Here is a 21,078-nt window from a genome sequence, read left to right on the forward strand (position 1 = left end):
CAGAGGGTTAATCACCGCGGAGATAGGCGTGCCGACTTGCTTGCGCCACCCCGAGTGCACACAAAAGCGCAACACCGCACTGCCTCGTTTGTGATGGCCGATCCCCCAAAGGGTTTATATAGTCCAGACCAATAACCACCCGCCATGAGCCCAGGCCCATCCAAGGAAGCGCTCGATGACTGATCTGCACACCCTCACGGCCGCGCAACTGCTGGAGCAATTTGCCAGCCGGCAACTGTCCCCCATCGACTACTACGACCACCTGCTGGCCCATATCGACCGCTGGGAACCAAAAATCCGCGCCCTCTACGCCTTCGACCCGGGCCAGGTCCGCCAGCAAGCCCAAGCCTCCACCGAGCGCTGGAACAAAGGCCAGCCCAATGGCGTACTCGACGGCGTCCCCGTCACCGTCAAGGAACTGATCGCCACAAAAGGCACCTCGATCCCCCTCGGCAGCGCCGCCACCCGCCTCACGCCGGCCTTGAACGATGCCCCTCCTGCCGCACGAATGCGCGAAGCCGGCGCCATCATTCTCGCTAAAACCACCGCCCCCGATTTCGGCATGCTCTCCTCCGGTCTGTCGAGTTTCCACGGCATCACCCGCAACCCGTGGAACATCGCCAACAACACCGGCGGTTCCAGCTCCGGCGCCGCCGCTGCCGCCGCTGCCGGTTACGGCCCTCTGCACATCGGTACCGACATCGGCGGCTCGGTGCGACTGCCCGCCGCCTGGTGTGGCCTGGTGGGTTTCAAACCGACGCTGGGGCGAATCCCCATCGACCCGTATTACACCGGCCGCACCGCCGGCCCCATGACCCGCACGGTCGACGACTGCGTGTTGATGATGCAGCACCTGGCTCGCCCCGATGCCCGCGACGCCACCAGCCTGCCGCCACTCACCACCGAGTGGAGCAACCAGCCGCTGTCGGTCAAGGGCCTGCGCGTCGGTTTGATGCTCGAACCCGGTGCCGGTCTACAACCGGAGGGGTTTGTCTGCGAGGCGGTCGAGCAAGCCGCACGGTTGTTCGAGGCCCATGGCGCCAAGGTCACGCTGATCCCTCCGATCATGGACCGTGCGCAACTCGACGGCCTCGACCAATTCTGGCGCGCCCGGCAATGGGGCGACTTGTCGGCCTTGAGCAGCGAGCAGTTCGACAAAGTCTTGCCCTATATCCGCGACTGGGCCGCACCGGGCGCCGACATCACGGGCGTGCAAGCCGTGCAGGGCTTCAATCAGACGTTCGAAATGCGCCGTCGCGCAGCGCAAGCGTTCAGCGATCTGGACCTGATCCTCTCGCCCACCAACCAGGTCAACGCCTTCCCCGCCGAGTGGCCGTCACCGAGCAATGACCCGCAACAACCGTTCGAGCACATCGTCTTCACTGTGCCGTGGAACATGGGCGAACAACCGGCGCTGTCGATCAACTGCGGTTTCGCCGCCGACGGCATGCCCATCGGTTTGCAAATGATCGCACCGCGCTTCGCCGATATCTGGCTGCTGCAAATCGCTAAAACCTATGAGAGCTGGCGTGGCGCAATCCACCACTGGCCGAACCCGTCCTGACTTTAATGCTGTAACTGAACTGCCCACCCACACGCCTGTTCCTCGGCCACCCGGCCGGGGTCTGGACGACTTATAACTAAAATCGAGGGGCTGGTATGCACACTGAACAATTGACCCGATCCGATCCGGATCAGACACCCGAAACACCGTCCCCGGACGCTGGTAAAAAGAGCATCTTTGCCGTGGTGCTGGGCAACGCGGTGGAGTTTTTCGACTTTGGTGTGTACGCGACTTTCGCGGTGATGATCGGCCACACGTTTTTCCCCTCCGACAGCGCTTTCGTCAGCTTGATGCTGTCGGTCACAGCCTTCGGCATCGGCTTTATCGTCCGGCCGTTGGGCGCCGTGCTGATTGGCGCCTACGCCGACCGTGTCGGGCGCAAACCGGCGATGTTGCTGACCCTGGTGATGATGGCTGTGGGCACCGGCAGTATTGCGATCTTGCCCGGCTACGAGACCATTGGCATCGCCGCGCCGATCCTGCTGGTGGTCACCCGCATGATCCAGGGCCTGGCCTGGGGCGGTGAAGCCGGCCCCGCCACCACTTACATCCTGGAGGCCGCACCACCGCACAAGCGCGGCACTTATGCCTGTTGGCAAGTGGTCGCCCAAGGCGTCGCGGCGATGGCTGCAGGCCTGGTGGGTTATACCCTGACCAAAGTCATGTCGCCCGAAGACCTCAACAGCTGGGGTTGGCGCGTGCCGTTCGTGTTCGGTCTGCTGGTGTTGCCCATCGGCATCTACATCCGCCGCAACCTGGCAGAAACCTTCCACGGCCACGGCGAGCAGACCAGCACCGGAGAGCTGGTGCGGGAAGTCTGCGGCAAACATCGGCGGGCGCTGGTGCTGGGCTTGCTGATCCTCTCCGGCAGCACCATCACCCAGTACTTCCTCAACTATATGACCACCTTCGCCCTCACCGAACTGAAGTTGCCCACCAGCATTTCCATGCTCTCCACCCTGGTGGCCGGGGCGGCGATGGCGGTGTGCGCAATCGCCGGCGGTATGCTCTGCGACCGCTTCGGCCGCCGCGTGATTCTGATGACGCCACGGGTGGTGTTGCTGCTGATCCTGTTCCCCGCGCTGCAACTGATGACCGAACACCCCAGCCCTTCGACCTTCCTCATCACCCTGGCTGTACTGTCGGGCCTGCATGGCATGAGTGGCGCGGCGTTGATCGTGTTGCTGGTGGAGAGCTTTCCCAAGTCGGTACGTTCCACCGGTTTCTCCATCGTCTACGCCTTCGGCGTGGCGGCGTTTGGCGGCACCGCGCAGATCATTATCACCTGGCTGATCGGCACCACCGGTGACCCGATGTCGCCGGTCTGGTACTTACTGATCGCCAACGTGGTGTGCCTGACCGCCGCCTGGTTTGCCAAGGAAACCCGGCCATCGCTGCCTGGCCAACCGGCCCGCGAAACCCGGCTCGCAGAAGCCCCGGTTCGCTGATACCGCTTCCCACTGTCGCGCGTCTTTTCGCCACTGACCGGTCGAGCCCATAGGCTTGACCGAGACGGTCGCCTTACGTCTTATTTGTGTGGGGATTCACCATGTATCCACGTCTTTTGCTGGCCGTCACCCTGGCCACAAGCACCGAGGCTTTTGCTCAAGAGAATGCCCAGGCCAGCGCGCCCGGTTTTCTTGAAGGCAGCACCCTGGACCTGAATCTGCGTCACTACTATTCCAACCAGCACACAAAGCGCACCACACACCTGAGCATCAAGAAACCCGGCGGCATCGAGCCGACCCGCGTGCGGGAAACCTGGGTACAGACCAGCATGCTCAAGTACAGCTCCGGCTACACCCAGGGCCTGATTGGCGTCGGTGTCGACGTGGGCGTATTCAGCGCGGTCAACCTGGAACGTGGCCATGGCAAGGTGGCCAATGGCGGCGACCGCGTGCTGGTGGACAGCGACGGCGACGCCATCCCGACCTGGAGCCGGCTGGGGGTGGGCGATGTGCGCGTTCGGCTGTCCAGCACCGAACTCAAGGCCGGCCGCCTGATGACCGACAACCCGATACTGCGCTACAAGGACAACCGCGCCCTGCCCTCCAGCTTCCAGGGCGTGGGGCTGTACAGCAACGAACTGGATTGGCTGTCGATTCAAGGCGGCAGTTTCGACCGGGCGATCCCCCGCACCGGCACCGGTGCCGAACGCCTGACCACCACCTTCGGTAACCGCGCCTACAGCGGTGCGCGCATCAGCTACCTGGGCGCCACGATCAAGCCGGGCTATGGCCTGGAAGCCAGCCTCTACGGCTCGCGCTTCGAAGACATGTGGGACCAATACTATGTCGGCCTGGCTCACCGCATCGGCGACAAATCCGACCTGGCCCTGAAGACCGCCTTCAACTACTACCACACCCGCGATTCTGGTGAGCAACGCCTGGGCTACATCGACAACAACGCCGCCAGCCTGGCCGTCACCGCCACCCACCAGGCCCATAGCCTGACCCTGGCCTGGCAGCAGGTGTTCGGCAACGAGTACTTCGACTACGTGTGGGAATCCACTGGCAACTACATGGCCAACTCGCTGTACTCGGACTACAACGGCCCCAACGAAAAGTCCTGGCAACTGCGCTACGACATCGACCTGGCGGCCTACGGTGTTCCCGGCCTGACTGCCAGCCTGTGGCACGCCAAGGGCTGGGGCATCGACGGTACTCACTACGACGGCGACCGAAACGGCCACAACACCGGCTACAACGTGCGCGGCCTGGACAATGCCAAGCACAACGAAAACGGCCTGATGCTGGCCTATGTGGTGCAGTCCGGAAAACTGAAAAACGCCGTGCTGCGCACCATCGTCTACAACCACCGCGCCAGTGGTGGACAGATTGATGGCAGTTACGATGAATTCCGGATTGTCGGCAACTTCCCGATCAACCTGTTCTAAGTCGAGCCCGTCAGCCGTCGACAGGCTGACGGGCATCGAATGGCGCACCGGATTGATGACTCATTCCACCAACGCATAGTGCTGCATGGCACTGGCCAACATTTCCTGGCACTTGAGCACCGCCACCGAACGGGGGCGATTGCGGTACACACACAGGTCGATGCGAATCCGGCCCAGGTATTCATCGGCAATCGGCACGGCCACCAGACCATCCCCCAGGTCCCGCGCCTCGGCATCTACCTGAGGCAGGATCAACACTGCCGCCCGCTGCCGGGCCAGGCTTTTCTGCACCTCCAGGGAACTGGTGGTGAACACCGCTTCAAGGGTTACTCCACGCTTCCTTGCCGCCACTTCCAGGGCCTGGCGCGCGCCATAGGCGGAGTCGGGAATGGCCAGGGGTTGGCCTTCCAGTTCGCTCAATTCAATGCTGTCGCGCTGGGCGAAGGGATGCTCGGTGCTCACCAGCACCCGGTGCCACAACTCACATTGTGCGGTGACTTCGACGTCGGCCCGCTCCTGCAGGTAGAACGCCAGCCCAAGGTCGGCCTCACCGCTGCACAAGGCATCGAGGGTGGCCGATGCACTGGCGATGACGATATTGAAGGTGACCTTGGGATGAGCGCGATAAAACGCGGCGAGCACCGGCGCCAGCACGGTGGAAACGATACTTTCTGACACATGGATGCTGATATTACCCGCCACCTGGCTTTGTCGGCTGGCAATCACATCACGCACTTGATCGAGGCCGCGCAGTGTGGAAGTTACCTGTTCGGCCAAGCATTCGCCTTCCACCGTCAAACGAATACCTCGGGGCCCGCGCTCAATCAGGGCGGCACCAAAGAAGTGCTCCAGGTGCTCGATCTGCCGGCTCACGGCCGTCGGCGTGACGTACAACCGCTCAGCCGCCTTACGCAACGAAGCGCAGCGCGCGACCTCGTGGAAATACCGCAAGGCTCGTAATTGCATGGTCGGGTTGCTCCTGCATAAAGACTGAGCGGTGAAGGGAGGCAATTACTGCGCCAGACCTGTTTGCGACCCTTCTTGACTGAAAACGAGGGTATGTACTCAATCAAATCCAGCATCCCGGCCGGCTACCAGGCCGCCATCGAAGGCAAGCCAGCCCCCACATTTGATCTGCTCTACAATGCTCGTCCTACTCACCCTCGGGACCGACATGGACATCGAACTGGCACGCACCTTCCTGGAAATCACCCGCTGCGGCAGTCTGGCCGCCGCGGCCGAGAAACTCCATGTCACCCAGACCGCCATCACCGCCCGCGTGCAAAAGCTGGAAAGCCAACTCGACAGCACGCTGTTCGTACGCAACCGCGCCGGCGCCCGGCTGACCGCAGACGGTGAGGCCTTCGTGGTGTATGCCAATCAGTTGGTACAGACCTGGGAAGCGGCGCGCCGCGACCTGCCGCTGCCCGACGGTTACCGCAACGTGCTGCACATCGGTGGCGAAGTCAGCCTGTGCAACCCGCTGATGCTCAGTTGGGCCCAGGCCCTGCGCGAACACATCCCCGGTCATGCCCTGCGCACGGAAATCCGCGACGGTGAATACCTGTTGCGCCAATTGGAACTGGGAGTACTGGATGCTGCGCTGGTGTTCCAGCCGCAGTACTGGCCGGGGTTACAGGTGGAACAAGTGCTGGAAGAGAAGTTGATCCAGGTGCGACTGGTGGCTCGGCCCGATCCCTATGTGTATATCGACTGGGGCCCGGGTTTCCGTAAGCAGCACGACGCGGCCTTGCCGGACAAGGCGCGGGCGGCGGTGAGTTTCAATCTTGGGCCGTTGGCGTTGCAGTACATTCTGGAGAACGGCGGCGCCGGGTATTTCCGCACGCGGGTGGTGCAGAGTTATCTCGACAGTGGGGTGATGGAGCGGGTGCCCAAGGCGCCGGAGTTTGGTTTCCCCACCTACCTGGTGTATTCGCGAGAGCGCGATTGTGCGGTGTTGCAACAGGCGCTGGTGTTGCTTCGGGGCGTGGTCAAGGCGGAAAGTGATTGGTCACAGCGCTGGGACCCGGTGATTTGAGCCACGGGTTGCCCGCGCCTGGTCGACCCTAAAGCCGCCACGAGCTCGCATAATCCCCACAAGCAACTAACCTCACCTCCAATAAAAAAACAACGAGCCCCGCCCATGAACCACCCCACCGAGGCTTTCCGCACCCGCTATCGCGCCAGCGTCCACCCCCGCTACAACCCCTGGCTGCATGCCTGTTTCGTACTGGGTTACGGCCTGCTATGCATCACCCTATCCTGGCGCAGCACCCACCAGATCCAGCCCTGGGAATGGCTGACCATCCCCCTGGCCCTGGTGTTCTTCAACCTGTGCATCTACCTCGTCCACCGCTACCTGGGCCACCACAAACACGGCTTTGCCAAGCTGTTCTACGCCCGCCACACCGGCGACCACCACAGCTTTTTCACCCCTGGCCACATGACCTACGACAGCCCGAAAGACTGGCGAGTGATCCTGTTTCCCGCCTGGCTGATCGTCCTTCACAGCCTGGCCATCACCCTGCCCGCCTGGTGGCTGCTCAAACAGCTGAACCCCAACGTCGCCGGGTTGTTCGCCGGGTGCATGATCCTCGGCTACCTGCTCTATGAAATCTTCCATGCCTGCGAACACCTGCACGAGAACCATCCCCTGGCCCGCCTGCCATGGATCAAGCAGATGCGCCAGTTGCACGCGCTGCATCACCGCCGCGAACTGATGCAAGGCCGCAACTTCAATATCGTGCTGCCGCTGATGGATTACCTGTTCGGCACCCTGCACTGGGAGCCGGCCGCCCCTCAACCCAAAGACTCACGGAAATTGTCATGAGTACCCGTTCAAGAAAAGTTCGCCATTTACTCCTGCTGATCCTGATTGTGGTCGTTGCCTTCCTGCTGTTGATGCCCACCAAGGTCCAGCCTGTCAACTGGTCGCCCCCCAAGGCGCCGTCGATGAAGGATGGGCCCTTCGCCGAAAACCAGCGCCTCAAGGACGTGCAACGCATCGGCGCCCAGGAGATCGCCGGGCCCGAAGCGTTGCTGGTGGATGCCCAGGGGTTTCTCATTACCGGCCTGCATGACGGCCGCATCATCCGCACCTCGCCCGAAAGCAAAACCCTGGAAGTGCTGGCCAATACCGGTGGCCGTCCCTTGGGCCTGGCACTGCACCCGGACGGTCGCCTGATCATTGCCGACGGTGTCAAAGGCCTACTGGCCCTGGATACCCAGCACAAACTCACCACCCTGAGCACCAGTGCCAACGGCCTGCCGTTCGGTTTTACCGATGACGTTACCGTGGACGCTGCCGGGCGTTATGCCTACTTCAGCGATGCGTCGAGCCGCTGGGGTTATGGCGAGGACGGTGAAGCAGTGATCGAACACGGCGGCGATGGTCGACTGTTGCGCTACGACTTCAGCAACAACCAGACCGAAGTGCTGCTCGATCAGTTGCAGTTCGCCAATGGCGTGGCGTTGGGCCCTGACGAGAACTATGTGCTGGTCAACGAAACCGGTGCCTATCGCATCAGCCGCTATTGGCTCAAGGGCGGCAAAGCTGGCACCCATGACCTGTTTATCGACAACCTGCCGGGGCTGCCGGACAACCTCAGTTTCAACGGCCAGGACCGTTTCTGGGTGGCCCTGTATTCGCCGCGCAACCCGCTGCTCGATGGCTTTGCCGGTTATCCGCTGATGCGCAAGGTGATGGTGCGAGCACTGATGGTGGTGCCCAAGCCGATAGAGCGCAAAGCCTTTGTCCTGGGGCTGGACGTCAATGGCCAGGTAATCGCCAACCTGCAGGATGGCAGCGCCGGCAACTACTCACCCATCACCACCGCCCGTGAATATGGCGACTGGCTCTACCTGGGCTCGCTGAAGAACACCAGCATGGCACGCTTGCCGATGAAGCTGGCGCTGGCGCACTAACGAAAAAAGGTAGTTGTCGAGCTTTAGCGAGGCTACGTTGGCCGCACACTGCCATCAAGCCAGGCAAAGGAACCGCGGCGCGCCTGACGCAGCCTCGCCAAAGTTTGACCATAAGCAGAGTTACGGCCCGCAGACCTAGTACCCGGTCATCTCCAGATACCCTACCCCACCCTGGAACTTCACCGGCCCTTCCCAATAAGGAATACTCAGGTTCATCCACGCCTTGGGATTGACTGCTTCGGTGGTGATATCAAGATTTTTTCCAGGGACTTTCAGCGACCAGCGCGTGGGTACGCTGCGCCCGTCGATCTCGGTACTGGTCAACGGCGTGAGCTGGATATCCTGATTGTGCAGGATCTGGGTGCGGCCCTGATGGTCGATCCAGGTGCCCATCAGGTAGGCCGCGCCTTCTTTTTGCCGCACACGAAACAGCATCAACTGCTCGCCGCTGTCCAGATGCAGGGAGAACCAGTCCCAGCCGGTCTGGTTGGCGGTCAGGGGTTGGCTGCTCCACTCGCGGTCGAGCCAGGCGGGGCCGCTGACCTGATAGCGTTTACCGTCGATAGTGACCGTGCCATGGGCCCGGAAAAACGGCTGGCTGTAGTAATACGACGCCTGGCCCTGGTCGGATTTGCGGCTATAGCCCTGGTCGCCCTGGAGTACCAAGGGGCGACTGGAAGTCAGTTGCAGGTCGTAGTTGAAGTGCTCGCCGCTGGCCTTGAGTTGCATGTCGGCCAAGGGGCTTGCAGCACCGGCGCGGGTGGCAAAGTTCCAGTCGTCGATCCAGGCATTGAAGGGCAGCGCGTTGGCCCCCGCCTGGCCCACGCCGCCTCGGGCGTAGCGCTCGGCGGAGTAGTGGCTTGTGGCCGAGGTGACGGCGGCGTGGCCCAGCCAGACGGTAGAGTCGCGCCAGCCCGGCTGCACGGGGCCAGCCTTGAGGGCATTGCGAAACAGTGTCCATTGCACGCCGAACAGGTTGCCTTCAGCGTCCTTCAGGTTGGCGGTAACGTACCACCACTCGATGCGAAAGCCGTCATGTGGCCCGTGATCCTCGGGAAAGCTGAAGACCTTACCGGGCACTACCTGGGCAAAGTCCGAGGCGTCGCTGCCAAGGCCGGCGAAGCTTTCCTCGGGCGGCGCCTGCTGGTCGCAAGCAGCAAGCGACCACAGCAAGGCAGCCCACAGCAGGCACTTAATCTTCATTGGCAAAGGTCCTCAACAAATCCGCTGGCCGGCTGCGGTACAACTGCCACAGCGGCCAGGCCGAAGCCAGCAACGTCGCTACCATCGCCAGCCCCAGCAACTGCGCCAACTGCCAGGGAAAAACCTGCAACGGCAAGCGCCAGCCAAAAGCCTGGACGTTGATCACCGTATCCAGACACCAGGCCAGCAGCAGCCCCAGGGGCAACGCCAGTACCAGGGTCAGCACCGCCAGCAGCCAGGTTTGCCCCAGGTTGAGCAGCATCAATTGGCGCCGCGTCACCCCCAACGCCCACAACGGCGCCAGTTGGCCGAGGCGGCTTTGACTCTGGGTCAACAGGCTGATAAACAGCGCAACGCCGGCTACGCCCAGGGTCAGGCTATTGAGCGCAGCGGTGGCGGCGAAGGTGCGCTCGAAGACCTGGCTCGACCAGCCCTTGAGTTGCTGTTGATCTACGATGCGGCTGTCTTCCAGCGCGAACTGCTTTTGCACTTCACCGATCAGCGCCGGCACATTGGCCGGCAATACCCGCAGATTGAATCGCGCCGGCGACAAGGCCGGCCAGTGCTGCAACAGGTGCTGGGCATTGACCAGCAGATGGCCCTTGGGGTTGCCGTAGTCGGCATAAATCCCCACGACTTTGGGCGACCACGGCCCCTGGGACGTGGGGATCGTCACCACATCGTTCAACTGCACCTTCAGCCGACGCGCCAGTTGTTCGCTGAGCATCAGCGTGTCGCTTTGCAGCAACTGATCCCAGGGATCGCCAGCCACCGCTTCCAGTAGCGGCCAGTGCTGGCGATAGGTCGGGTCATCGACCACGCCAAAGACCTCCGCCGGCCAGCCCTGCAATTGCACCGCGACTTGCCAGGAGGGCAATACGGTCTGGACCAGCGGTTGCTGTGCCAGCCAACTGTGCAGGTGTTCGGCCTGAGCCGGGTTCTGCGGGTTGAGGTACAGCTCGGCGGTCAGGCGTTGCTCCAGCCAGTTGTTGAAGGTGTGACGAAACCCCGAGGTCATGGAGCCGGCGCCAATATTTGCCGCCAGCGCCAACAGCAACGCCATCAGGGCCAGGCTCAGGGCCGGTAACTGCTGACGGCAATCGGCGAGAAACCATTGCCCCAGCACCGAACGGCTGCGCCCCAATACCGCCTTGAGCAGGCCGTTGAGCACTACTGGCAAACCCAGGGCCGCCCCCAGTAACAAGGCGGCCATCAACACAAAACCGCTGGCCAGGCTGTCGCCCAGCAGCAGCGCCAACAGAGCGATCAGCAATGCCGCGCCGGCCACCCAACCCTGACGCCGCAACCAGCGCCCGTGGGCCTGGTGCCAGGCTTGTGCGTTGGCCAGGGCCAGCAACGGCAAACGCGCCGCCCGCCACAAACTGCTGGCGCCGGCGAGCAAGGCGCCCAGCACACTCAAGCCCAGGCCACTGGCCCACCACAGCGGGGTCAGGCTCAGTTGGCCCGGCACCTCGGCGCCATACAAACCCCGCAAGCTGGCCGCCACATCCGCCAGCAACAGGCTGGCCAGCAGGTAGCCGCTGGCGACACCAGCAAGACCGCCCAACAAGGCCAGGCCACCCAACTCGACGCTCAGGCTGACAATCAGCATCCGCGCGCAGACCCCACAGGCACGCAAGGTGCGCAGCAGGCCGCGCCGTTGCTCCAGGGCCAGGCCGATGGCGGCGTGGACGATAAACAGCCCTACCACGAACGACAGGAATCCCAGGGCATCGAGGTTTAGGTGGAAGCTTTCGGTCAGGCGCGACAGGTTGTTTTCTTCGCCGTGCTTGAGTTGCAGTTGCCCACTTAACTGCGCCGGCAATGCCGGATCGCTCGCGGCAAAGTCTTTGTCCAGCAACAGCCGCGACAGGCGCTCGGGCATGCCCAGCAGCAGTTGGGCGAAGCCGATGTCCGTCAGCAGCAAACCGGGGGCCATGTCCGGCTGTGCATGCAGCGGTGGCAAGGCTTGCCCGCTGGCGCTCAGCGGCTGGTCGCCATCGTGCAACCCCAACGCCTGGAGGGTCTGGGGCGCGATCCAGGTGCGTCCCGGCGGATTGAAGAAGGCGATCATCTGCGCCCGATCCAACGTCTGCCCGGCGACCGTTCCACCACCAGGCAGCGAGACGGGGTCGATACCCATCAGTTGCAAACGTTGCTCTTCATGGCCCTTGAGGATCAACCGCCCCTGCACCACCGGCGACACCGGCCAGCCGGCGCGGCGCAGAGTAACGAATAACGCTTGAGGGAAACTGGCGCCGTCCGGCGTGCCGAGGCTGGCCTGGGGCTCGCCGCCAATCAACTGGCTGGCCCGTGCGTAGCTGTCCCGCGCCTGGCTGTTGAGGGCTTGCACGCCGGTCAACAACGCAGTGGCCAGCCACAGGCCAGTGAGCACGCTGAAGAACTGCACGGAGTGGCGGCGCCAATGGCTGAGTAACGCGCGCAAGGTCCAGTAGAAGACACGCACCTCAGTGAGTAGCCGCAGTCAATACGTGGCCGCGCTGCAACACCACCTGCCGGTCCAACTGCGCCGCGATGCGTGGGCTGTGAGTGACCATCAACAGGCAGGTCGGGCTATCGCGCAGCAGGTCCAGGAGTAATTTCAGCACTTCGTCGCTGGTAGCTTCGTCCAGATTACCGGTGGGCTCATCGGCCAACAGCAGACCGGGACGGGACGCCAGGGCGCGGCCCACGGCCACCCGTTGCTGCTGGCCGCCGGAGAGTTGTTCGGGATAGCGCTTGAGCAAATCCCCCAGGCCCAGGCGCTCCACCAATTGCGCCTGCCACAGCGGATCAAAACGCCCGGCCAACCGCGCCTGGAAGGCCAGGTTGTCCTCCACCCGCAAACTGCCGATCAGGTTGAACTGCTGGAACACCAGGCCGATGTCGGTGCGCCGCCAGTGAGCCAGCTGCGCCTCGCTCATCTGGTCCAGGCGCTGTTCGCCCACCTGGATGCTGCCGCGATCAACACGGTCCAGCCCCGCCACCAGATGCAGCAAGGTGCTTTTACCGCTACCGGATTCGCCCATCAGCGCCAGGCTGCTGCGCTCGGCCAGGTGCAGGTCGACACCCGCCAGCACCGCCAACGGACCCTGAGGCGTGTCGTAGCTTTTGAAGACACCTTGCACCTGAAGCATGGAAAGACTCGCTTGCCGATGGACTGCGGTCGAGGATAACGGCTGACTGTCCAACCCATGCAAATTTTTCACATTGATTTCACCGAGTTGCCACCTGCCGCACTTTAAATTACTCACCAAGCGCAGGTAACTACACCGCTACCTGAAACTTGTTAGTTACCTCACGCGCACAATTTTAATACCCACATGTTCAGCAAAAAGACAGCGGTCCTATGACAGGCTTTAGCTTCACCACAGGCAGTTGTCTGTTAGCTGCGCCTGTTCAATTCAACGCCGCCAACAGTGCCCCATGGTGAAGAGTGTGGTTGATCTGACCCTGACCAAGCCCAGCTCCCGCCGGGCCCCTGTAAAAGGCCTGAAAAAGCTCTGCCTGGGCCTGGCCTTTATCGGTTTGCTGGTGACTGGCGTGATGTTCTGGCCCTCTTCACCCCTGGACCTGGGCGTCGGCAATCGCCTGCTGACCTCGGGGGTATTGGCCAGTTGGCACAATGGCGACCTGATCGTACTGGTGCGCCATGAAGAACGCTGCGACCGCTCCACCAATCCCTGCCTGGGCCCGGATGATGGCCTGACCCTGCCGGGCAGCCAGTCCGCGAGCGCCCTGGGCAAGGCTTTCCACACCCTGGGCATGGACAACAGCGATGTGCTGAACAGCCCCACCACCCGCACGGCGCAGACTTCATTGTTCATGTTTGGCAAAACCCAATTGTCCCCCGGCCCACTGGCCATCTGCGGCGACGCCATGGGCGAGGAAATCCTCGGCCACAAGATCCCTGGGCGCAACCTGCTGATGATCACCCACAGCGCCTGTATCAGCGACTTTGAACGGGCCCTGGGCTTTGAGCATGCCGACGCCGCTGAATACGGCAGTTCACTGTTTGTCGAGGTGAACGCCGACGGCACGCTCAAGGCCCTGGGCATCATGAACAGCCAGGATTGGGCCGCCGCGCTTAAACAACTCTAGGCACTTCTTTACAGGTAATAACACCGGGAATGTTCAGCAAAACGACAGCCACGACGTGGCATCGTTAGTTGCTGTAACTCAGGCGCATGTCGAGCCCTGCAATAGTTCACTAACAGTTATGACTTGAAGCCTTATTTAAATTACCGAGTGGACACTCTGTGATTCCTTTCCCTATTACCGCACACGCCCGCCTTAAACCATTGCTGCTACTGGCATTGGCATTTGTCCTGTTTTTCCTGCTGCCCCTGGGCAACCATGGCCTGTGGATTCCCGACGAAACCCGCTACGCCCAGGTCAGCCAGGAAATGCTCATGAGCGGCCACTGGATAGCGCCGCACTTTATGGGCGTGCGCTATTTCGAAAAACCCGCCGCTGGCTATTGGCTGATTGCCGTAGGCCAGGCAGTGTTTGGCGACAACCTGTTCGGCGTGCGCATCGCCTCGGTCCTGACCACAGCGCTGAGTGTGCTGCTGACCTGGCTTATCGCCCGCCGCTTGTGGAACGAGCCGCGTAAAAGCTTCGCCTGCGCACTGCTCTACCTGAGCTTTGGCCTGGTAGCCGGCCAAGCGGGCTATGCCAACCTCGATCCGCAGTTCAGTTTCTGGGTCAACCTGAGCCTGGTGGCGCTGTGGTTTGCCCTGGACAGCAGCACCCGCCGGGCGCGACTCGCAGCATGGGCCTTACTCGGCCTGGCCTGCGGTATGGGTTTTATGACCAAGGGCTTTCTGGCCTGGCTGTTGCCAGTGCTGATCGCCGTGCCCTACATGCTCTGGCAGCGGCGGCTGGGTGAACTGCTGCGCTATGGCCCGCTGGCAATGGGCGTGGGCGTGGCCGCGTTGGTCTGTCTGCCCTGGGCCCTGGCAATCCATCTGCAGGAAGCCGATTACTGGCGCTTTTTTTTCTGGCATGAACACATTCGAAGGTTTACCGCCGACAACGCGCAACACGCTCGGCCCTGGTGGTTTTACCTGCCGCTGATGGTGGTGTCCGCTCTGCCCTGGGCCGGGTTGCTGCCGATGACTCTACTCAAGACCTGGCGCGAAAAAACCGACCCGCCAATCCTGTTCCTGGCGCTGTGGCTGTTGCTGCCCCTGGGCTTTTTCAGCCTGAGTAGCGGCAAGCTGGCGACCTACATCATGCCGTGCCTGCTGCCCCTGGCCCTGCTGATGGGCCATACCCTGATGGACCTGCTGGCACGAGGCAAACCTCGCGCCATTTGCCTCAACGGCCTGCTCAACTTTGCTATCGGCATGGCGGCGATGGTCGGCCTGCTGTACCTGCAAATCGCCGATCCGCTGTACAACAACAGCCACCGGGAAATGTTCAGCCTGTCCCTGGCCTTTATCGTGCTGATGGGCTGGATGCTCACCAACCTGCTGCAAGCCTTTCGCCCGCTGACCTTATGGGCCATGCCGGCACTGGGCATCTGGTTGCTGGTGGCACTGTTGCCGGCGGGAATGCCGGCCATGGTGGTGGATAACGAAATGCCCGACCAGTTCATCCTCGAACACCTGGATGAGCTGCAACAAACCCGCTCACTGCTGAGCAATGAACTGGGCTCTGCGTCGGCCCTGGCCTGGCGTCTGCAGCGGCCCGACGTGACGTTCTACGACACCGTCGGCGAGTTGCGTTACGGCCTGCAATACGCCGACGTCATCCATCGCAAGGTGGACCTGGACAGCGTGCAGGCGTGGATGAGCGACGCACGCCAGCGAGGGTCGGTGGGGGTGCTGCTGCGGGTCAAGAGCACCAGCGAAATGCGCGAAGCCGGGCAGTTGCCGCCAGGAGGCAAGCGTTATCGCAAGGGCAATCTGGTGATCACGATTTACCCGCAATTGTCGTAACACAGCAGCATTATTTTGATTCGGTTTGCACCTCAAAACCTCAATCGGACATCACCCATGACCTTCTGGAAAACTGAACGAGGCGCCCTGTTCCTGCTCCTCAGCGTGTCCGCCGTGATCCTGTTGCTGGGCCTGGGCAGCCGTGATGTGTGGGGGCCGGAAACCCGCTGGGCGAACATCACCCTGCAGATGCTGCAAAGCGGCGACTACTTCGACCCTTACCTCAAGGGCACGCCGTACTATGACAAACCCCTGCCCTCATACTGGTTGATCACCGGGTTCGCCAAGCTGATGGGCGGCCTCGGGCCATGGTCGTTGCGCCTGCCCTCGGTGATTGCTGCCTGGCTGAGCATCTGGTTGGTGTACCTGATCGGCGAACGCCTGTACCGCAAGGGCACCGGGCTGATGGCTGGGTGGATGCTGGCGACCACCTTCTACTTCATGTTCTGGGCCCGAGTGGCCACGGCCGATGTGCTGACGGTGTGTGGCGTGCTGGCGGCGGTCTGGTGGTACTGGCGCGGCCCGGACGACACGCGACTGGGCCGCTACACGGTATTTTTCCTGCTGCTGGCCGCGACCTCACTGTTCAAGGGGCTGATTGGCTTCGTGCTGCCGGGGCTGGTGTTGCTGCCGCACCTGCTAAGCGAGGGACGCTACAAACGCCATCTCAACCAGCGCCTGCTGCTGGCGCTGGTGATCGCCGGGGCGTTCTATGCCATTCCCTTTGTGCTGTCCCATCTCTACGGCGCGCCCACCTATGGTGAAAGCGGCCTGCAATTGGTCTTCCGGGAAAACGTGGTGCGCTTTTTCGACCCCTTCGACCATATGGGACCGATCTACACCTACCTGATCTACCTGCCGGCCTACACCTTGCCATGGGCGCCATGCTGGATACTCGGCTTGTGGCTGGCGCTGCGGCACTGGCGCCACACCGAACCCAACGTGCGCTGGCTGGTCTGGGGCCTGGGTTTATTATTCCTGTTCTTTACCGCCAGCGGCAGTCGGCGCAGCTACTACGTGTTGCCACTGGTGCCCTTTGCGCAGTTGCTGGCCGCGTGGTGGGTCAGTGAGCGCGTTGCCCGCAAACACAGTGCAGCCGTTTGGAACCGTGGCTTCGCTGTCGCCGCCGTCGTATTGATGCTGGTCCTCGGGGTGCTCTATCCATGGACCAACGGCAACGGCGGCGTCACCCGTTTCGCCGCCGACGTGCAAGCACAGGCAGTTAAACGCGCACCCTGGGACCAATGGCGGATAGTGATGGTGGAAGTGGATAACAAAGTACCGATGTACCTGCAAAACCACGGCGCGCCGTTCTACTACGTGGCGCAAACCCAGGACTTCCCGCGCGAGGGCGACAGCACGGCGTTCATGGCCTGGCTGGACAAAGCCAGCGGCCAACACTTCGATACGCAACGCACGATCATCGTCGCGCAGTATTCAAAAGATGACCCGGCGCCACTGGCTTATCTGGGCAGCGATCATCAGGTGATCCGCACCCAGCCGGACAATGGCGAGCGACTGTTTCAGCGGCGTGACGGCGGGAGCGTAGCGTTTGTGCCAAACCCGCACTAACGCTGGATAACGTTTGTTAACTCGATGCCTCCCCAGGGTTAACCCGGCAACGGAATCACCCGCAACGGCCGCACCGACTTATAGGAAAAACTCGAATAGATTTCCTTCACACACGGCAGCGTCTGCAACACCTCCCGCGCAAACTCGCCGAAAGACTCCAAATCCTTGGCCACCACTTCCAGCAAAAAGTCATAACGCCCGGACACGTTATGGCAGGCCACGATCTCGGGGATCTCCAGCAAGCGCTGTTCAAACGCCCTGGCGATTTCCCGCGAGTGGGTGTCCATCATGATGCTGACAAACGCCGTCACCCCATACCCCAGCGCCTTGGGCGAAAGGATTGCCTGGTAGCCGCTGATCACCCCGCTGTCTTCCAGGTTCTTCACGCGGCGCCAGCACGGCGAGGTGGTCAGGGAAACCCGTTCGGCCAACTCGGCGACGGTGAGGCGGGCATTACCCTGCAACGCGTTTAACAGGGCTTTATCGGTACGGTCCAGGCTTGCAGGCATGTCTTGCCTCAAAAAGTCATTTTTATTGGTTTTCATCCCAGACTGGAGGGATTTCCCAGCAAAGTATGGAATGTTCAGCTTTGATTATGAGCATAGCATTGTAGGAAATAAGGAGCCTGAGACCATGAAAAATAAACACAATACGTTCGGCTTTTCTACACGTGCCATCCACCACGGCTACGACCCGCAAGACCATCACGGCGCGCTGGTACCGCCGATTTATCTGTCGGCAACCTTCGCCTTCCCCACGGTCGAATATGGCGCCGGTTGCTTTGCCGGCGAGGAAAACGGGCACTTCTACACCCGCATCTCCAACCCCACGCTGGCCCTGCTGGAATCGCGCATGGCGACGCTGGAAGGCGGCGACGCGGCAGTGGCGTTCAGCTCCGGCATGGGCGCCATTGCCGCGACGTTCTGGACCCTGCTGCGACCGGGGGATGAGGTGATCGTCAGCCAGACGTTATACGGCTGCACCTTCGCCCTGCTGCACCACGGCATCGGCGAATTCGGCATCAAGGTGCGCCACGTCGACCTGACGGACCTGGCCGCCCTGCGCGATGCGCTGTCCCCCGCGACCCGCATGATCTACTGCGAAACCCCGGCCAACCCCAACCTGCAACTGGTGGATATTGCCGCCGTGGCCGAGATCGCCCACCGACAACCCGGCATCACTGTGGTGATTGACAACACCTATTGCACGCCCTACCTGCAACGCCCCCTGGAACTGGGCGCCGACGTAGTCGTGCACTCCGCCACCAAATACCTCAGCGGCCACGGTGATATCACCGCGGGCATCGCCGTCACCAGCCACGCCCTGGCCCAGCGGATTCGCCTGCAAGGCTTGAAGGATTTGACCGGCGCAGTGATGTCGCCCCAAGACGCCTTCCTGCTGATGCGCGGCCTCAAGACTCTGGCTCTGCGCATGGATCGCCATTGCAGCAACGCCCAGGCCGTGGCCGAAGCCTTGCAGGCGCACCCGGCAGTGGAATGGGTCACCTACCCCGGCCTGCCGTCCTTCCCGCAATACGAACTGGCCGCACGACAGATGAAATTACCCGGCGGCATGATCGCTTTTGAACTCAAGGGCGGCATCGAAACCGGTCGGCGCTTCATGAACGCGCTCAAGCTGTTCACCCGCGCGGTCAGCCTGGGGGATGCCGAATCGTTGGCGCAGCACCCGGCGAGCATGACCCACTCTACCTACACGCCGGAGCAGCGCGCCCACCATGGGATCAGTGAAGGTTTGGTGCGGCTGTCGGTGGGGCTTGAGGATGTCGCGGACCTGTTGGCGGATGTGCAGCAAGCCCTGGCCAGGAGCACGAAAATCACCGCGCCCCGCCAAGCCTTGATGGCGTCGCATGCATCGAAGTGACAGGGCTGGCGCAGCACGGCGGTGAGGCTACTTGATCAGGCGAGTTTCTTTCGACGGCCTGTAGCCAAAATACGCGCTATAGCATTTGCTGAAATGGCTGGGGGAAACAAAACCGCAGGCCACCAGCACATCGACCTGAGACAGCTCGGTGTGTTGGAGCAGCCGCCGCGCCTCAGTAATACGCAGCTCCAGATAATAACGTTGCGGCGTTGTCCCGAGCTGCTCTCGGAACAGCCGCTCCAACTGGCGACGTGAACGGCCCGCGTAGCCCGCCAATTGCTCCAACGCCAAAGGCTCTTCGAGGTTGGCGTCCATCAGCCTCACCACCTCACGCAATGGCGCGCTCACACAGATATTTTCAGCAGGCTTTATGCGCCGATAACGAGACTCCTCAAATGCCAGGATGTCCTCGACACCCTCCACCAACGCCTTACCGTGCAACCCCTTGATCCAGTCCAGCGCCATATGGAAAGCACCCGAGGGACTGGACGCGGTGAGCCGGTCGCGATCAATCACATAGGGCTCACTGCTGACATGGCTGACCTTGGCGATCTCTGTGAGTGCGGGCCGATGTTCGGGGTGGATGGCGCAACGATAACCGTCAAGAACGCCGGCCTTGCCCAGGAACCATGCGCCATTCCACAACCCGGCCAGGCTGACACCCTGCTGCGCCGCGGCTTGCAGCAAGTGAATGAACGCATCATCAGCCTTCAGCGCAGTCCGGTAGCCGCCGCAAATGACCAGCAGGTCGAGGTCTTGGGTCACCGAACAATCGATACGAGCATCCGGGCGAATGACCAGGCCCAAATCGCTGATAACCTCTGCTTCGGTCAATCCGAACGTGCGCGAAGCAAACAAGCCGGGGCGCAGAAGGTTCGCGGTAATGATCGTATCCAGGGCCTGGGTAAACGCGGGCAACGAAAAGTGTTCAAGCAGCAGAAAGCCTGTTCGAACCATTCGCGGCACCTGGCCTGGATTTTCATTCAGATAGCGCAGGTTCTTGCCCTTCATGCCTGTGCTGAATTGCCGTCTTTGCGTCACTATTCCAACTACTCCGTAGCGTTAACCAACCTGTTGGTTCAGGGCTTGATGCCCTTTAGCTCATTGAGCAACGCCAACAACTGCTCCAACTTCTCCTCGCCAAACTGTTCCTGAATCTTCAGGTAGTTACTTTCCATCCCCGCGCTCATCTCGACAAAGCACTGTTGCCCTTGCTCGGTCAGGGCGACGAACATCCGGCGCTGGTCTTCGCTGGATTTGCTCCGCCGCACGATGCCATCGCGCTCCAGCCGTGTCAGCACGCCGGTCATGCTCGGCTTGAGGATGCAGGCCTGATGAGCCAGTTGATGACTTTCCAGTTCGCCTTGCTGGCGCAGGATGCGGATCACCCGCCATTGCTGTTCGGTCAGTTCATGTTCGTTGAGCAGCGGCCGGAAAAAAGCCATGGTCGCTTCGCGGGCCTGCAACAAGGTCAAGGTCAGGGATTGCCGGGGTTTTAGCATAAGATCAGGGTCACGATTTATTTAGTTAATAATTTAACGAAACTCTAACCCCCCGCTCCCTTGTGCGCGCTATAACTTCTTGGTCACCATTGGGTTCTGGCGCGCTGAATCAAAAGTCTCGGCACGCAGGATCAAGACATCCACCCCGCCAGGGCCCCTAATATTACACCGCTACCAAGAAATACAACCTCAGTTTCCCGACCCTGGAACAGGATGTGGAAGCTGACGTCGTGCTGGAGGCGCGCTACCTGGGTTTTGGTGGCACCGGGCGTAACGGCGGACAGATCATGGCGGGCATCGGCCACGATCTGGAGAAGATCAAGAAGGACGTTGGCGCGGCCTGCGCCCGCTTGTACGCCGCCGAAGGCACCAACCTGGTGCTGATCGGCCGCCGTCGCGAACTGCTGGAACAGGTGGCCGGGAAAACTGGTGGCCTGGTGCTGGTGGGTGAGGTTTGAAACCACGCTGTTTTTTAACGAAACGTCCTACCACGCGGCCAGATAACCTCTACTCCCCAGCCTTGTAAACCTCTGCAAAGTCTCTCGCCTGATCACTCAGCGCGAGGGAACGCCGATGCTTTTTCCAATTGAC

The 21,078-nt window shown here is 61.7% G+C and carries 17 protein-coding genes and 1 pseudogene; 11 read left to right on the forward strand and 7 right to left on the reverse strand.

Annotation, left to right across the window (positions count from 1 at the left end):
• The first annotated feature begins 175 nt into the window (after window positions 1–175).
• The 3 genes from ACZRKZ_RS09360 to ACZRKZ_RS09370 all read left to right on the forward strand — a co-directional run bounded on the left by ACZRKZ_RS09360 (window position 176) and on the right by ACZRKZ_RS09370 (window position 4,460).
• Entirely contained in the window at window positions 176–1,564 is a 1,389-nt protein-coding gene (locus tag ACZRKZ_RS09360; RefSeq protein WP_463981437.1) for an amidase, read from the forward strand.
• A 95-nt stretch (window positions 1,565–1,659) separates the two neighbouring features.
• Window positions 1,660–3,012, forward strand: coding sequence for a citrate-proton symporter (locus ACZRKZ_RS09365; protein ID WP_463981438.1), 1,353 nt, complete (start codon window positions 1,660–1,662; stop codon window positions 3,010–3,012).
• A gap of 101 nt (window positions 3,013–3,113) precedes the next feature.
• Window positions 3,114–4,460 carry an OprD family outer membrane porin gene (locus ACZRKZ_RS09370; protein ID WP_463981439.1) on the forward strand — a complete coding sequence of 449 codons (1,347 nt, stop codon included), beginning with the start codon at window positions 3,114–3,116 and terminating at the stop codon, window positions 4,458–4,460.
• Window positions 4,461–4,520: 60 nt separating this feature from the next.
• Here the strand turns inward: ACZRKZ_RS09370 and ACZRKZ_RS09375 are convergent, their stop codons facing one another.
• Complete coding sequence (locus tag ACZRKZ_RS09375) at window positions 4,521–5,426, reverse strand: LysR family transcriptional regulator (protein ID WP_463969292.1); 906 nt, start codon at window positions 5,424–5,426, stop codon at window positions 4,521–4,523.
• A 208-nt stretch (window positions 5,427–5,634) separates the two neighbouring features.
• Here ACZRKZ_RS09375 and ACZRKZ_RS09380 point away from each other — a divergent pair, with 208 nt between their 5' ends.
• The 3 genes from ACZRKZ_RS09380 (at window position 5,635) to ACZRKZ_RS09390 (ending at window position 8,384) form a co-directional block, all read left to right on the forward strand.
• A complete protein-coding gene (locus tag ACZRKZ_RS09380; protein WP_350615855.1) occupies window positions 5,635–6,498 on the forward strand; it encodes a LysR family transcriptional regulator in 864 nt (287 codons plus the stop codon).
• Window positions 6,499–6,603: 105 nt separating this feature from the next.
• Window positions 6,604–7,290, forward strand: coding sequence for a sterol desaturase family protein (locus ACZRKZ_RS09385; protein ID WP_463981440.1), 687 nt, complete (start codon window positions 6,604–6,606; stop codon window positions 7,288–7,290).
• Entirely contained in the window at window positions 7,287–8,384 is a 1,098-nt protein-coding gene (locus ACZRKZ_RS09390) for an SMP-30/gluconolactonase/LRE family protein (protein ID WP_149413174.1), read from the forward strand. The genes ACZRKZ_RS09385 and ACZRKZ_RS09390 overlap by 4 nt, the downstream gene beginning before the upstream one ends.
• A gap of 135 nt (window positions 8,385–8,519) precedes the next feature.
• Here the strand turns inward: ACZRKZ_RS09390 and ACZRKZ_RS09395 are convergent, their stop codons facing one another.
• From ACZRKZ_RS09395 to ACZRKZ_RS09405, 3 genes are read right to left on the reverse strand one after another with little or no spacing between them, the layout of a single operon-like run.
• The gene (locus tag ACZRKZ_RS09395) at window positions 8,520–9,587 is read right to left on the reverse strand and encodes a lipocalin-like domain-containing protein (protein ID WP_463981441.1); all 1,068 of its coding nucleotides are present in this window, start codon (window positions 9,585–9,587) and stop codon (window positions 8,520–8,522) included.
• The gene (locus ACZRKZ_RS09400) at window positions 9,577–12,054 is read right to left on the reverse strand and encodes an ABC transporter permease (protein ID WP_463981442.1); all 2,478 of its coding nucleotides are present in this window, start codon (window positions 12,052–12,054) and stop codon (window positions 9,577–9,579) included. Before ACZRKZ_RS09400 ends, ACZRKZ_RS09395 begins: the two co-directional genes overlap by 11 nt.
• 1 nt (window position 12,055) lies before the next feature.
• On the reverse strand, window positions 12,056–12,724 hold the full coding sequence (locus ACZRKZ_RS09405; protein ID WP_350615703.1) for an ABC transporter ATP-binding protein: 669 nt from the start codon (window positions 12,722–12,724) through the stop codon (window positions 12,056–12,058).
• 289 nt (window positions 12,725–13,013) lie between these two features.
• Here ACZRKZ_RS09405 and pmrG point away from each other — a divergent pair, with 289 nt between their 5' ends.
• From pmrG to ACZRKZ_RS09420, 3 genes are all read left to right on the forward strand, one after another.
• Window positions 13,014–13,688, forward strand: coding sequence for a lipopolysaccharide core heptose(II)-phosphate phosphatase PmrG (gene pmrG / locus ACZRKZ_RS09410; RefSeq protein WP_463981443.1), 675 nt, complete (start codon window positions 13,014–13,016; stop codon window positions 13,686–13,688).
• 158 nt (window positions 13,689–13,846) lie between these two features.
• The gene (gene arnT / locus ACZRKZ_RS09415) at window positions 13,847–15,532 is read left to right on the forward strand and encodes a lipid IV(A) 4-amino-4-deoxy-L-arabinosyltransferase (protein WP_463981444.1); all 1,686 of its coding nucleotides are present in this window, start codon (window positions 13,847–13,849) and stop codon (window positions 15,530–15,532) included.
• 57 nt (window positions 15,533–15,589) lie between these two features.
• Window positions 15,590–17,104 (forward strand): ArnT family glycosyltransferase, encoded by a 1,515-nt coding sequence (locus tag ACZRKZ_RS09420; RefSeq protein WP_463981445.1) that lies wholly within the window; start codon window positions 15,590–15,592, stop codon window positions 17,102–17,104.
• A gap of 38 nt (window positions 17,105–17,142) precedes the next feature.
• On the opposite strand, the gene ACZRKZ_RS09425 is transcribed toward ACZRKZ_RS09420, so the two are convergent.
• The gene (locus ACZRKZ_RS09425) at window positions 17,143–17,613 is read right to left on the reverse strand and encodes an Lrp/AsnC family transcriptional regulator (RefSeq protein WP_133100505.1); all 471 of its coding nucleotides are present in this window, start codon (window positions 17,611–17,613) and stop codon (window positions 17,143–17,145) included.
• Between the two features lie 124 nt (window positions 17,614–17,737).
• Between ACZRKZ_RS09425 and ACZRKZ_RS09430 the strand changes: the two genes are divergently transcribed.
• Window positions 17,738–18,985 (forward strand): methionine gamma-lyase, encoded by a 1,248-nt coding sequence (locus ACZRKZ_RS09430; RefSeq protein WP_463981446.1) that lies wholly within the window; start codon window positions 17,738–17,740, stop codon window positions 18,983–18,985.
• Between the two features lie 27 nt (window positions 18,986–19,012).
• Here ACZRKZ_RS09430 and ACZRKZ_RS09435 read toward each other — a convergent pair whose 3' ends face one another.
• Window positions 19,013–19,996: a GlxA family transcriptional regulator gene (locus ACZRKZ_RS09435; protein WP_463981447.1), complete on the reverse strand. Its 984-nt coding sequence runs from the start codon at window positions 19,994–19,996 to the stop codon at window positions 19,013–19,015.
• Window positions 19,997–20,064: 68 nt separating this feature from the next.
• Complete coding sequence (gene hpaR / locus ACZRKZ_RS09440) at window positions 20,065–20,487, reverse strand: homoprotocatechuate degradation operon regulator HpaR (protein WP_463981448.1); 423 nt, start codon at window positions 20,485–20,487, stop codon at window positions 20,065–20,067.
• Window positions 20,488–20,648: 161 nt separating this feature from the next.
• On the opposite strand from hpaR, the pseudogene ACZRKZ_RS09445 reads away from it, so the two are divergent.
• A pseudogene (locus ACZRKZ_RS09445) lies at window positions 20,649–20,822 on the forward strand (FAD-dependent oxidoreductase); the annotation flags it as partial.
• Window positions 20,823–21,078: the final 256 nt, after the last annotated feature.

The organism is Pseudomonas sp. c313 (assembly GCF_055407145.1).

Excerpts from the sequence above, each read along its gene's own strand:
- ACZRKZ_RS09430 (WP_463981446.1), top strand. The coding sequence starts at position 17,738 with ATGAAAAATAAACACAATACGTTCGGCTTTTCTACACGTGCCATCCAC.
- ACZRKZ_RS09360 (WP_463981437.1), top strand. The coding sequence starts at position 176 with ATGACTGATCTGCACACCCTCACGGCCGCGCAACTGCTGGAGCAATTT.
- ACZRKZ_RS09420 (WP_463981445.1), top strand. The coding sequence starts at position 15,590 with ATGACCTTCTGGAAAACTGAACGAGGCGCCCTGTTCCTGCTCCTCAGC.
- ACZRKZ_RS09385 (WP_463981440.1), top strand. The coding sequence starts at position 6,604 with ATGAACCACCCCACCGAGGCTTTCCGCACCCGCTATCGCGCCAGCGTC.
- ACZRKZ_RS09405 (WP_350615703.1), bottom strand. The coding sequence starts at position 12,724 with ATGCTTCAGGTGCAAGGTGTCTTCAAAAGCTACGACACGCCTCAGGGT.
- ACZRKZ_RS09370 (WP_463981439.1), top strand. The coding sequence starts at position 3,114 with ATGTATCCACGTCTTTTGCTGGCCGTCACCCTGGCCACAAGCACCGAG.
- hpaR (WP_463981448.1), bottom strand. The coding sequence starts at position 20,487 with ATGCTAAAACCCCGGCAATCCCTGACCTTGACCTTGTTGCAGGCCCGC.
- ACZRKZ_RS09375 (WP_463969292.1), bottom strand. The coding sequence starts at position 5,426 with ATGCAATTACGAGCCTTGCGGTATTTCCACGAGGTCGCGCGCTGCGCT.
- ACZRKZ_RS09395 (WP_463981441.1), bottom strand. The coding sequence starts at position 9,587 with ATGAAGATTAAGTGCCTGCTGTGGGCTGCCTTGCTGTGGTCGCTTGCT.
- ACZRKZ_RS09390 (WP_149413174.1), top strand. The coding sequence starts at position 7,287 with ATGAGTACCCGTTCAAGAAAAGTTCGCCATTTACTCCTGCTGATCCTG.
- ACZRKZ_RS09435 (WP_463981447.1), bottom strand. The coding sequence starts at position 19,996 with ATGAAGGGCAAGAACCTGCGCTATCTGAATGAAAATCCAGGCCAGGTG.
- ACZRKZ_RS09365 (WP_463981438.1), top strand. The coding sequence starts at position 1,660 with ATGCACACTGAACAATTGACCCGATCCGATCCGGATCAGACACCCGAA.
- ACZRKZ_RS09380 (WP_350615855.1), top strand. The coding sequence starts at position 5,635 with ATGGACATCGAACTGGCACGCACCTTCCTGGAAATCACCCGCTGCGGC.
- pmrG (WP_463981443.1), top strand. The coding sequence starts at position 13,014 with ATGGTGAAGAGTGTGGTTGATCTGACCCTGACCAAGCCCAGCTCCCGC.
- ACZRKZ_RS09425 (WP_133100505.1), bottom strand. The coding sequence starts at position 17,613 with ATGCCTGCAAGCCTGGACCGTACCGATAAAGCCCTGTTAAACGCGTTG.